This window comes from Polyangium fumosum, assembly GCF_005144585.1.
Taxonomy (GTDB): domain Bacteria; phylum Myxococcota_A; class Polyangia; order Polyangiales; family Polyangiaceae; genus Polyangium; species Polyangium fumosum.
In genome coordinates this window covers 129,299-140,775 of the sequence record NZ_SSMQ01000014.1, presented here as the reverse complement: position 1 = coordinate 140,775, position 11,477 = coordinate 129,299, and the positions used below count along the sequence as shown (strand labels likewise).

Sequence of the window (11,477 nt, the reverse complement as noted above, 5' to 3'; positions counted from 1 at the left end):
CGTTTCAGTCTATCCTGCCTTGGTTCAAGGTTTCTGCGGAACCCGGGGCGGGTCCATGGACCGCCCCCGGCCCCCGCGACCTCGTAGGCACACGCCCCGGGGTGCAACGTCAACGCTTGGACTTCCCGCCGATTTTTCACGCGATGGTCGAACCGACGGTACACTCTGCCTCTACCCCGCCGAGCCGGCACGCGGGTCCGCCGCTGCCCTGCCTGCGCGAGGGCGTATGCAGGCGGTGGGTGGCGGGAGTCCCCGCGCCGGCCGCGCACGGTTTGGTCCGCCACACGGGGAGGTTGGTGTGAGTTCAGGTCAATCCAAGGACAATGAGGTGCTCTAATGGGTCTCATCCAAGAAGTCGCTCAGACCCACAGGCCGATTCTGGGAAACGACATTCCGTTGTTGGTCTTTCGCGTGTTCCGTCACTTCTCGGCCGGGTACGTCGAGGAGGTGCTGGGGCGCGGGGCGGCGGTCGTTTTCCAGAACGGCGGTAGGGAGCTCGGCAAGGAAGCCGGCCAGATGCTGTACAAGCCGAGCACGGACGAATACCTCAAGGAGGTCGTCCAGTTCGTGCGCGATTCACGTATCGGCATTCTCATCCCTCGCCAGCTTGACGACAAGCTTCTCGTGGTGGACCTGGACGAGTGCATCACGTGCGCGGGCATGGCGAGCATCTCGAAGCGGATTTGCCACTTCGAGGTCGGCTTCGTCGCCGGGATCACCGAGGTCCTGATCAAGAAGAAGCCGAAGGCGTACGAGACGAAGTGCGGCGCCAATGGCGAAGGCACGTGCCAGGTGACGGTCGAATTGGGCTAGACGATGCCGCCACGTAGAGGTGGCGGCCTCGCCCACGCGCCGGTTTTCCGAGGGGCCTCGGCGTAGACGGAGGCCCGAGGGACGCCGGAGAGCAGTGCGAGAGGGCAGAACATGTCCCGGACGCGGCGCCCGGGTTGATTATGAGCTCGAGTACGAACTCGGGCTCGGCTTGCCCGCACAGGAGGAGACGTGGCAGCTGGAAGTCGAGTCGAAAAAATCCAGGAAATTCTTCGCAATCTTCGTTCGGTATCGCCCGACATCATCGGGTCGGCCATGGTGAGCACCGACGGCTTCATCATCGCGTCGCTGCTCCCGAACGAGATCGACGAAGAGTTGGTGTCCGGTATGGCCGCCGCGCTCCTCGGTGTCGGTGAGCGTATCGCCCACGAGCTCATGGGTGGCGCCATGGAGCAGACGTACGTGCGTGGCCGTCAAGGCTACGTCATCCTGAACGCGGTCGGCGCGGAAGCGCTGCTCATCGTGCTCACGACGCCCGACGCGAAGCTCGGCCTCGTGTTCCTCGATATTCGCCGGCGCGTGACCGAGCTGTCCAAGATCGTATGACGGCGGCCTGATTGTCATGGCTAACTCGACTGGAAACGCTCGGCTGGCCTTTGGTGGGCTGTTGCTCCTCGGTCTCGCGGACCTCGGGCTGGTCAACCTCAAGCTCGCGCCTGAGTACGCCGAGGAGCAGGCGAAGCAGGCCCAGGTGACCGGGGCTCGGCCGGGGTCGACCACCTCGGCGCAGGCCTCGGCGCAAAGGCCTACGGCTACGCCTGGCCCGAGCGTCGCCGTCGCGCCGCCTCCCAAACCAACGCCTACGCCCGAGCCGCAAAACACGGCGCCCGAGCCCACGGCGACGACCTCCGCGCTGCCGGTGGTCTCGGTGGCCGCGGCGACCCCGCCGGCCCCCACGTCGGAGCCCGAGCCCCCGCCGGCTCCGAAACCGCCCCCGGCGGTGGCTTCTGGCGACAAACCCGCGGGAATCTCCGACGTCCTCTTCGAGATCGATTCGAATCTCTTGACGTTGTCGGCCAAGAGCACGCTCGACGAGGTCCTCAAGCAGCTGAAGGCGAACCCGAGCCTGCGCATCCATCTCCGGGGGCATTCGGATCAACTCGGATCGCGCGAGCACAACCTGGAGCTCAGCCGCAAGCGCGCCGCGGCGGTGGAGAACTTCTTCCACGCGAACGGCATTCCGCACTCCAGGATCACGACCGAGGCCGTGGGCGGCATGAAGCCCGCGGATTCCACCAACACCCCGACGGCCTGGGCCCGAAACCGGCGCGTCGAGATCGAGTGGCGGTAGCCGAGGACTTGAGGAAGGAATGGACCTGATCCAATCGATATGGCTTTCTTCCGCGGCAGGAGCCGGCCTGTTTTTCGGGGCCGGTCTGCTCGTGAGCAGGGCGTTCCCTTCGAAGAACGGCGCCGCCGCGGATCCGAGCCTCGTCCAGGCCGAAAAAGAGGCACGGCAGCAAGCCGAGGCCCAGGTCGCGGCCCTGCAGCAGCAGAACGCGGACCTCTCGCGCTCGGCCTCCGACTCCGCGGAGCGTGCGCGCGCCGAGGCAGCGCAGAAGGCCCAGGGTGAAGCGCAAAAGCTCCGCGAGCAGGTGAACCAGCTCCAGGCGGAGGTCAACCGCGCGCGGGCCGCTGCGAGCGGTCCTTCGCCCGCGGAGGCCCAGCTCCGGCAGGAGAACGCCGAGCTCCGGCAACGCGTGGCCGCGGCCGATCAAGCTGCCCAGGCCTTGCAAGCCGAGCGCGCACGCGCCCACGACCTCGAGCAACGCCTGCAAGCCGCGACGGCCCAGGCGCAAGCGGGGCGCGGGGACGACGGCGCGCGGCAAGATCTCGAGCGTCGACTCGCCGAATCGAACGCGCAGGTGCAAGCCGCGCAGGCGCAGCTCCGCGAGGCGCGAACGCAAGCGGACCAGCTCCGCGCGTCGGCGCAGCGGGCCGAGCAGCTCACGGCGGAGAACGCGCAGCTCAAGACGCGGCAAGGCGGCTCGGACAAGCTCTCCGCAGAGCTCGCGACCGAGAAGGCCAAGGTGCAGCAGCTCCAGACGCAGGTCGCCGCGCTGCAGAAGACGGCCGAAGGCACGAGCAAGCTCGCGCAGGACATCCAGGCCGAGAAGACCAAGGTGCGCGACCTCGAGCAGAAGCTCGCGGCGGCGCAGAAGTCCACGGGCGACGCGGGCAAGGTCGGTCAGGATCTCGCGGCCGAGAAGACCAAGGTGCAGCAGCTCCAGGCGCAGATCGGCACGCTGCAGCAAGCCGCGAACGAGGCGGCGAAGCTCGGCATGGAGCTCGGCTCCGCGCGCGCGAAGGTGCAGGACCTCGAGGCGAAGCTCAAGGCTGCCGCTACCAGCGCGCCCGCCGCGGCGAGCGGCGGCGGCGCGAGCGCGGCCGAGGCCGACAAGCTGCGCAAGGAAGCCGAGGCGCTCAACAAGAAGAACAACGAGCTCTCGCTCCGGGTGCGCACGCTGGAGCAGAAGGCCGCGGAGCTCGATTACTACGCCAACGAGAACAGCGATCTGCGCAGGCGGGTCGAGGAACTCGAGGCGATCGCGATCGAAGCGAAGAACCTGCGGCGCCGCATCATCGACCTCGAGGCGCAGGCCTTCGCCATGACGGCGGCGCGCTCGATGGAGAAGGCTCCGCCGAGCCAGGCGCCGATCAGCACGGGTCCGATCAGCTTCCGCAACACGGACAAACGCCTGGAGACGCTGCTCGAAGAAGGCATGAGCTCGCTGCTCCGCGAGGACACGGGCGGGCGTGCGGTCGTGCTGGCGGATACGCGTGGTCTCGTGATCGCGGCGGCCGGCGAGGTCCGGTACCAGAACGAGCTCGCGGCTGCGGCTTCGGTCGTGTCCGAGGTGAGTGATCGGGTGAGGAACCTCCTGCCGATCGCCGAGCCTCATGTGATCCACATCCTCGACGTGAACAACGTGGTCATGCGAACGCGATGGCTGCGGTGGTCGGACGAGACGCTGGCGCTCAGCGTGCTCGGCTTCCGCGACGAGGCGCCGGATCCGGCCGAGGAGAAGGTCGTGAAGACGGTCACCAAGCTCTTTGGCTACGGTTGACGTTGAGGCCCCAGGGGTGGCGCGAGCGGCGTAGCATGGACGATCGCTGCGCCTACGCTGCGCCGCCCCGCTCCAAATCATGAGGAAGAACCGTCCCAACGTACCGTTTTCATCGGGAACCACCCTGCTCGACGAGATCGGGGTGGGTGTCGTGATCGTGGACGAAGGGGGCGAGGTCGTCGTGACGAACCGCGTCGCCGACGACCTGATCACGCGGCGCGCGGGGGGTGCCCCGCTTATCAACAAGATCTTCGAGCACGTGGAAAGCGAGCGCGGGCGCGACGGCCCGCCACGCATGAAAGAGCTCACGGTCGAGGCCTTCGACGAAGCGGGCAACAAGACCATCGTCGGCTATCGCCTCTTCCGTTCGAACCGGCTCGGCACGATCATCTCCATGCACGACGTCACGGAGACCGAGCGCTTCCAGGCCGAGCGCAGGCAGCTCGAGCGGCTCTCCGAGGTCGGCAAGGCGTGCGCGATGGTCGCGCACGAGATCGGAAACCCGCTCGCCGCGATCAAAGCGACGATCCAGTCGATCGAGCACGAGGCCGCCGAGGCCGGGCTTGGCGACTCGCTGCACGCGGTGAACCGCGAGATCGACCGGCTGAACAACATGCTCGGCCAGCTCCTCGGGTTCGTGCGCCACAGGCCGCCGCGGCGCACCAAGGCCGATCTCCCGACCATCCTGAACCGCGCGCGCGGTGCGGCCGAAGGGCGGCTCAACAACATCCACTTCAGCACCCGGTACGGCCTGCTTCGCCCGCTCTGGATCGATCAGGACCAGCTCCAGCAGGTCCTCTTGAACCTCTTCATCAACGCGGCCGACGCGATGCCGGAGGGCGGAGAGCTGAGGGTCCACGCGGGCATCGAGGACGACCGGATGGTCCTGCACGTGGAGGACACGGGCAGCGGGATCCCCGAGGAGATCGTCGACAAAGTCTTCGACTCGTTCTTCACGACCAAACCCACGGGCACGGGGCTCGGGCTCTCGATATGCTATCGAATCGTGACCGACCACGGTGGCTCGATCGCGATCGGTCGACGGAGCGGAAACGTCTCGGGAACGTGCGTCACGATCACGTTGCCCATCATGACCGGCAGGTAGAACAGCCATGGCTCAACGACGCCACAGAGTGCTGATCGTCGACGACGAGGACGGGATCGTCCTCGCCCTCCATCGGTTTCTTTATCAGGACAACCATCGGTACGACGTCCTCTTGGCGAAGAACGCCGAGGTGGGCCGCCAAATCCTGCGCGAGACGCCGATCGACATCCTGGTGACCGACGTCCACCTGCCCGGCATGAGCGGCATGGACCTCGTCTGCTGGGCCGCGGTAGAGACGCCGGACACGCGGGCCATCGTGATGACCGCGTTCGACATCGCGACGATCCGCGACAAGGCGCACGCCGTCGGTTGCCTCAAGCTGCTGCGCAAGCCCTTCGACCTGCACGAGCTGCGCGCGGCGCTCCTGCAGGCCATGGATAAGCCCGATGGCCTGGGCGGGAGCCTCTCCGAGCTGTCCGCAGTCGACGTCATCCAGATGCTCTGCCTCGGCCGCAAGACGACGGCGCTGCGCATCGCGCGCGGGCAACTCTCGGGCGTGATCCTCATCCAGAACGGCGACATCGTGCACGCCATCTGGAACAACCTGGTCGGCGAGGACGCGGTGCATGAGATGATCGCGGTCGAGGACGGCGTCTTCAACATGGCGCCGTTCCCGCCGGACTTCGAGCGCACGATCAACGGCGACTACCAGCACATCCTGATGGAGGGCGTGCGCAAGCTCGACGAGAAGGCGCGTTTCGGCCCGTCCGACGACGAGGCGCCGCGGCCTTCGGTGCGGCCCGGCCGCATCACGCAGCAGCAGGGCAGCAAGGACGACTGGGACTTCGGGCCGGACCCCGGCTTCCAGCAGAAGGCGCAGATCCCGACGAACGCGCGCATGCGCCTCGACGCGCTCAACGCGCCGCCGGTGCCGCGCGACCTCACGCCGCTGCCGCCGCCGCCCCCGCCGCCTCCGCCGCCTCCGCCGCCTCCGCCGCCGCCCGAGGAGACGCCCGAGGAGATTGCGGCGCGCCTCAAGGAGCGCGAGGTCGCTTCGCTCATGGATCAGGGCTTCACGGCGCTGCGAAACGGCCAGCGCGAGGACGCGCGCAAGTTCTGGCAGCAGGCGCTGGAGCTCGACCCGGGCAACCGCCGCATCGAGCTCAACCTGAAGAAGCTCGACCAGGATCCCTCGAAGCGATTCTGAGAGATCCGTTCGGGCTCAAACCATTGGGCCCCAAATGAAGAATGGCCCGGCTGCCTGCGCCGGGCCATTCTCGTTTTTTGCGCCCGGGGGGACGGGGCGCGCGCCGCGGTTTACTCCTCGGCGTCGGCGACGGCCTGCGCGACCGCGCCTTCTTCCTTGCGCGGGGCCGGGCGGGCCGGCGGCTCGTTCTGGTAGGCGCGGCGCGTGAGGCCGTAATCCGTGAAGGCCAGCATCACGAGCTCGCCGTCGCCCGTGTTCTGCGTCTGGTGGAGGGACCAGCGGGGCACGAAGACCGTGTCCCCGGCCTTCACGTCGACGGTCGACTCGTTCACCTGGACGCGGCCGGCGCCCTCCGCGATGTGGAGGATCATCTCGTGGGCGTGCTTGTGCCGCTCGTTGAGCTTGCCGGGCGCGATGCGCACGATTCGGGTGTCGATGATCTCCGACTTGAAGGGCATTCGCTCGACCGTGGCCTTGACGTTCTGGCGCTCGGTCTCGTTTTCGTAGAGCGGGGCGCCGTGCTGGCCCGAGGCGAAGCGGATCAGGCTGGGATCGGGGTACTGGGGGGCGAGGGAGCGGCGCGCCTGGATGCGGCTCATCACGCCCTGGAGCTTGCGCCCCTGGATGGCGTCGTAGAGGCTCTCGAAGAAGCGGTGACGCAGGCTCAGCGCGTAATTCATCGACGACAGGCACGTGTTGTACCAGTCGGGCGTGTGCATGTAGGACACCATCATGTCCTCCAGCGTCTGCGCGTGCTCGTCGTCGCAACCGATGTGAATGCGGAAGAAGCTCAGGAACTCCTCGGGGATCGAGGCCTTGAGCATGCCCTCGACCATGATCGTATACATCCGCGAGACGATGCCCTCGGTGCCGAGCGACAGGAAGGCCGAGCCTGCGGCGGGGTGGGAGCGGAGGCAAAAATCGAGGAATTCGCGCACGAAGAAGCGCGTGGCGTCGAGATAGTCCGTCTTTTCGATGTCGATTTCGAGCGCTTCACGCAGGAACTTGCGGAAGATCTCGGCGTGGCGTTTGTCCGTCTCGAGGCCGCCGCCCTCCTCCCACAGGTTCTCCGACAGCCGCGCGCGATGGTAATCGTTGTCCGAGTTCGCCATCAGCGCGGCGAGGTATCGCGTGAAGTTCCGGTTGTAGAGGTAGTACTGGCCGAAAAAGAACTGAAAATCGGCCCTCGTCAGTTGGCCGGCGGTGCACGCCTTGAAGAAGCGGTTCCGCCAGAACGGGTGCTCGGCCTGGGCTTGCTTGAGGTTGAGCAGCGCCGCCTCGGCGCCCTTCCGATCAGGATCGTTCGCCCCCACCGGCGTCGTCACGAAGGCCGGCGCGCGCGACGAAGGCGGCATGGAATCCCAGCCGCCCACATGGTTGGTTTCTTGCTTCGCCTCTCCGGACATACACTTCTCCTCGATCGACCAGGGTTTGACGCCGCAGCGTCGGGACCCTCGCCCGCTGCGATGCGTCACGCGCCTCGTCCCGCCGCATTATCGGCTGGGACGAATGAATAGGCTCGAATCTATCCCGTTTGGGGTCGCGTAGCGAGGCGTTTCACGTCTCTCACCCGAGAAATACGCCGTCAACGGTTTGAACGGATACCGCCGATTGCATGGGCTCCCATTCTTTTCACAGAAATTCGCCCGTCAACGGTTTGAATGGATACCGTCAATTACATGGGCTCCCATTCTTTTCAATGACAACGCACAACTTCACGGCATTCACCACCAATCTGGTTGGTAAAACCGATGCAGTGCGCGGGAACGTGAGAATCGTGCCCGTGCCGGTGCAAGCACGTTTTTGGCGGGTCAGACGGTGCGCGGGGTGACGAGCGTGGCGTCGGCGCGCGAGAGCTTTGCGTTCGTTCGCGATTTGTTGTCGACGACGCTGACGACGTGAATGCCCTGCGGCGTCATCGACAATGAAACCATGCACACCATCGTCGCCGTGAGCCCCTCGCCGGCCACCGCCACGAGGGAGCCGGGCCTGCAATCCGCTGCCGATGGGCGGATGCGGCCGCCGAGCGGCGTATCGCGGAACGTGCGCACGGCGTGCACGAGATCGGCGGCCGTGCCGAGGACGACGATCGGGCCCTTGGACTCGAACTCGGCCAGCCACGCGGGGCCAAAGGGCTCGACCACGCGCGCCGGCGGCAAGCGCCGAAGGAGCATCGTGTTCGCCTGGACGACGAGCCTGTCGACGATGCGACCGTCGGCCGTGCCGCGCCATTTTTCGAGCGTCTCCAGGACGGGCTTGCCCTGTTCGAGCCGGATGAGGCGACGATCGATCACGCCTCCCAGCGTGGCCGCGCCCGAGTGCTCGACGATCTCCACCGTGCCAAGCTGGCTCCACGCCGTACGCGTTTGAAGCGCGCGCGCGAGCTCCTCGGTCCAGGCGAGGGCGGTGGGTTCGAGGTCCGTGGCGTTCGTCATCGGGGCACATCCTATCCAGGTTCGGGACGGATGGCGCGAGGTTCCGGCGTCCCCCGGGGCCGGATGTCGGGTGACTCCTGTCTTACATGCTAAGACTGCCGGCCATGACCGTCCTTCAGGTCTCCGGCCTCGGCTTCGGGTACGGCGCAAATCAGCTCTTTCAAGGGGTGACGTTCTCGCTCGCCCCGGGGGAGCGGGCCGCGCTCGTGGCGCCGAACGGCGCGGGAAAGTCCACGCTGATGCGGCTGATCGCGCGGGAGCTCGTCCCGGACGCGGGCTCGGTCGTGATCAAGCGAGGGACGCGGGTCGCGTACGTCCGGCAATCCCACGAACTGCCGAAGGTCGGCACGGTGCTCGAAGCCTTCCTGTCGGGGTTCGACGAGCTGCTTTCGTTGCGGAAGGAGCTCGACGAGGCCTCGCACGCGGCCGCGAGCGGGACGAAACAAGCGCTCGATCGGCTGGCGAACGCGACGGACAAGTACCACCTGGCGGGCGGGGATGCGCTGGAGCGGCGCGTGGAGATGCTCGCCGCGCACCTCGGCTTCTCGCACGAGGACATGGGCCGCGCGCTCGGGAGCCTGTCGGGCGGGGAGCGCGGGCGGCTGCACCTCGGCGTGGCGCTCGCGAACACGCCGGACCTGATCTTGCTCGACGAGCCGACGAACCACCTCGACATCGAGACGATCGCGTGGCTGGAGCGGCACCTCGCGGCCCTGCCGAGCGCGATGCTCGTGGTCTCGCACGATCGCGCGTTCCTCGACGCGCTCTGCCCGATCACGATGGAGCTCGGGCGGCGGAGTTTTCGCGTGTATCCGCTCGCGTACTCGCAGTACGCGGAGGCACGCGAGGAGGATCTCGAGCGGGAGCGCGAGCTCGCCGAGCGGCAAGAGGCGTTCGTCGCGAAGACCGAGGAGTTCATTCGGCGGAACATCGCGGGGCAAAAGACGAAGCAGGCGCAGAGCCGGCGGAAGATGCTCGACAAGCTGGAGACCGTCGACCGGCCGGAGGACGTGTGGGCGCGGGCGGAGAAGGTGGCCTTCCGCTTCGTGCAGGCGCCGCGCAGCGGAGACATCGTGCTCGACGCGCGGGGGCTCGCGGCGGAGCGCGGCGGGCGGCAGCTCTTTTCGGGGTTTGAACTGCTCCTGCGTCGCGGGGAGCGGATCGGCATCCTCGGCCCGAACGGGTGTGGCAAGTCGACCCTGCTGAAGATCCTCGCGGGGCGCGGGGCCGAGGAGGACCAAGGCGAGGTCAAGCGCGGCACGAACCTCTGCGAGGGGTATTTCGATCAGCACCTCGGCTCGCTCGATCCGAACAAGACGGCGGTCGAGGAGATCCGCAGCGTGCGGGGCGACATGAACGTGGACGCAGCGCGGCAGTACCTCGCGCGGTTCCGCTTCTATGGCGACGACACGCTGCGCAAGGTGGAAGGTTTTTCCGGGGGCGAGCGGAGCCGGCTCGCGCTGGCGAAGCTCCTGCTCGAACCACGCAACCTGCTGTTCCTCGACGAGCCGACGAACCACCTCGACATCCCGGCGGCGGAGATCCTGGAGGAGGCGCTCGCGAGCTTCGAAGGATCGGTCGTGCTCGTGTCGCACGATCGCCGCTTCCTCGACGCGGTGACCACGCGGATCTGCGCGTTCCACGGCGGCAAGATCGAGCTCTTCCCCGGCGGATACCGTGACTTCCAGGCGAGTTTGTCCCGGCCGAGCACCCCGCTCGAGGAGGACGACGGCGCCGACGAGGACGCGCGCGCCCAGGACGACGGGCGCGCGAAACGCGCGGTGAAGCGGAGCGCGTCGACGGTCGTGACGCAGGCGAAGGGGCCGGAGTCGCCGCTCGACAAGAAACGCGCGTTCGAGGCGGAGAAGGCCGCGTCGCGTGCGATCGAGCGCAAGCGCAAGCGCGTGAAGGAGCTCGAAGAGGAGATCGCGAAGGGTGAGGCCGAGCTCGGACGGATGCGCGAGGGCCTGAAGCAGGACCCGGGCGGGGACTGGGAAAAACTCGCGAAAATGGTGTCCGAGGAGCAAGCGCTGGCGCGGCGCGTGGACACGGCGATGACGGAGTGGATGACGCTCGGCGAGGAGCTCGCGGCTGAAGACGTGGGGAGGACGGCGTGAATCGCGCGGCGCTCTTCGCAATCATCGCGCTCTTCACCTTGCAAAACGCGGCCGCGTGTTCGAGCAAGAAAGAAGACGATGGCACGACGCCGCTCGCGACGACGGAGGAGCTGCCGGCGCTCGCGATCGGCGAGGACACGCCGAACCTCCTGCTCACGTGGATCGACGAGAAGGGCGACATGCACGTCGAGCTCAAGCCCGCGGACGTGCCGGCGGAGGGTCGATCGCTCGTGCGTGTCGTCGTGAGTGATCGCGAGGACGGGACGAAGCACCTGTTTTACGTCGTCGATCTGACGAAGAAGCGCGACGACGGGACGTACGCGGCGCGGACGATGACGCGGCGCGCGTGGGAGTCAGAGGTGGAGAAGCGGCGGAGCGCGTACCTCGCGAAGATCGCCCCTCCCCCGCCGCCCTCGCCGACAGGCGCGCCGAGCGCGACGCAAGGGGCGAAGCCGACGAACGAGCCGCCCGTCGTGGCCTCGGATCTGACGGTGATCGTCTACGGCGCGGACTGGTGCAAACCCTGCCACCAGGCGGAAGATTATTTGCGCTCCAAGGGAGTGCGCGTCGTGAAGAAGGATGTGGAGGCGAGCCCGGAGGCCGCACGGGAGATGAGCGACAAGCTCGAAAAGTCGGGCCAGCGCGGCGGCAGCATCCCCGTCATCGACATCCGCGGGCAGATCCTCGTGGGCTTCAGCACCCGCGCCGTCGACCGCGCGCTCGCGAAGGCGTCCTCGGGCACGGCGCTCTGACACCGGCAGAAGCCCAAGATCG

Annotated in this window: 10 protein-coding genes; 8 read left to right on the top strand and 2 right to left on the bottom strand. The window is 67.3% G+C overall.

The annotated features are described in order from the left end of the window. Window positions 1–396: 396 nt before the first annotated feature. The 6 genes from E8A74_RS15960 (at window position 397) to E8A74_RS15935 (ending at window position 6,151) form a co-directional block, all read left to right on the top strand. Window positions 397–813: a V4R domain-containing protein gene (locus E8A74_RS15960; protein WP_211365370.1), complete on the top strand. Its 417-nt coding sequence runs from the start codon at window positions 397–399 to the stop codon at window positions 811–813. A gap of 189 nt (window positions 814–1,002) precedes the next feature. Continuing rightward, window positions 1,003–1,377, top strand: coding sequence for a roadblock/LC7 domain-containing protein (locus E8A74_RS15955; RefSeq protein ID WP_136929867.1), 375 nt, complete (start codon window positions 1,003–1,005; stop codon window positions 1,375–1,377). A 16-nt stretch (window positions 1,378–1,393) separates the two neighbouring features. Then, a complete protein-coding gene (locus E8A74_RS15950; protein WP_136929866.1) occupies window positions 1,394–2,122 on the top strand; it encodes an OmpA family protein in 729 nt (242 codons plus the stop codon). Between the two features lie 19 nt (window positions 2,123–2,141). Then, a complete protein-coding gene (locus tag E8A74_RS15945; protein WP_136929865.1) occupies window positions 2,142–3,899 on the top strand; it encodes a coiled-coil domain-containing protein in 1,758 nt (585 codons plus the stop codon). Window positions 3,900–3,978: 79 nt separating this feature from the next. Next, the gene (locus tag E8A74_RS15940) at window positions 3,979–5,004 is read left to right on the top strand and encodes a two-component system sensor histidine kinase NtrB (protein ID WP_136929864.1); all 1,026 of its coding nucleotides are present in this window, start codon (window positions 3,979–3,981) and stop codon (window positions 5,002–5,004) included. Window positions 5,005–5,011: 7 nt separating this feature from the next. Further along, window positions 5,012–6,151, top strand: coding sequence for a DUF4388 domain-containing protein (locus E8A74_RS15935; protein WP_136929863.1), 1,140 nt, complete (start codon window positions 5,012–5,014; stop codon window positions 6,149–6,151). Window positions 6,152–6,261: 110 nt separating this feature from the next. On the opposite strand, the gene E8A74_RS15930 is transcribed toward E8A74_RS15935, so the two are convergent. Together E8A74_RS15930 and E8A74_RS15925 are read right to left on the bottom strand one after the other, a co-directional pair. Then, on the bottom strand, window positions 6,262–7,557 hold the full coding sequence (locus E8A74_RS15930) for an iron-containing redox enzyme family protein (protein ID WP_136929862.1): 1,296 nt from the start codon (window positions 7,555–7,557) through the stop codon (window positions 6,262–6,264). Window positions 7,558–7,962: 405 nt separating this feature from the next. Further along, window positions 7,963–8,586 carry a hypothetical protein gene (locus E8A74_RS15925; protein WP_136929861.1) on the bottom strand — a complete coding sequence of 208 codons (624 nt, stop codon included), beginning with the start codon at window positions 8,584–8,586 and terminating at the stop codon, window positions 7,963–7,965. 104 nt (window positions 8,587–8,690) lie between these two features. On the opposite strand from E8A74_RS15925, the gene E8A74_RS15920 reads away from it, so the two are divergent. Together E8A74_RS15920 and E8A74_RS15915 are read left to right on the top strand one after the other, a co-directional pair. Next, window positions 8,691–10,703 (top strand): ABC-F family ATP-binding cassette domain-containing protein, encoded by a 2,013-nt coding sequence (locus E8A74_RS15920; RefSeq protein WP_136929860.1) that lies wholly within the window; start codon window positions 8,691–8,693, stop codon window positions 10,701–10,703. Continuing rightward, window positions 10,700–11,455 (top strand): glutaredoxin domain-containing protein, encoded by a 756-nt coding sequence (locus tag E8A74_RS15915; RefSeq protein ID WP_232379575.1) that lies wholly within the window; start codon window positions 10,700–10,702, stop codon window positions 11,453–11,455. Before E8A74_RS15920 ends, E8A74_RS15915 begins: the two co-directional genes overlap by 4 nt. Window positions 11,456–11,477 lie beyond the last annotated feature (22 nt).